The organism is Clostridioides sp. ZZV15-6388 (assembly GCF_020657755.1).
Lineage (GTDB): Bacteria > Bacillota > Clostridia > Peptostreptococcales > Peptostreptococcaceae > Clostridioides.
The window spans coordinates 1-304 of the sequence record NZ_JAGWCU010000123.1 but is presented as its reverse complement, the minus strand read 5'-3'; the positions used below and the strand labels follow the sequence as shown (position 1 = coordinate 304).

Genomic DNA, 304 nt, shown 5'->3' with positions numbered 1-304 from the left:
GTACCATCAGCGCTAGAGAGCTTAACTTCTGTGTTCGGAATGGGAACAGGTGTATCCTCTCTGCTATTGTAACCACATAATCTTTATGCTTAATATTACTATTAAGTTATTGAAACTAGTAAAACTAATTTCTTTAGAGTTAACACTCTAAAAACTACATATATATTTTAATTAATGAACATCAAATAAATATTGGTCAAGTCCTCGACCTATTAGTATCGATAAGCTAAATACATTGCTGCACTTACACCTTCGACCTATCAACCAGATAGTCTTTCTGGGGTCTTACCCTTGCGGTGGGAAA

2 rRNA genes are annotated in these 304 nt (G+C 34.9%); both read right to left on the bottom strand.

The annotated features are described in order from the left end of the window. Positions 1–77: ribosomal RNA gene (gene rrf, locus KGF48_RS20020) — 5S ribosomal RNA — on the bottom strand; the annotation flags it as partial. A 115-nt stretch (positions 78–192) separates the two neighbouring features. After that, a 23S ribosomal RNA gene (locus KGF48_RS20015) occupies positions 193–304 on the bottom strand; the annotation flags it as partial.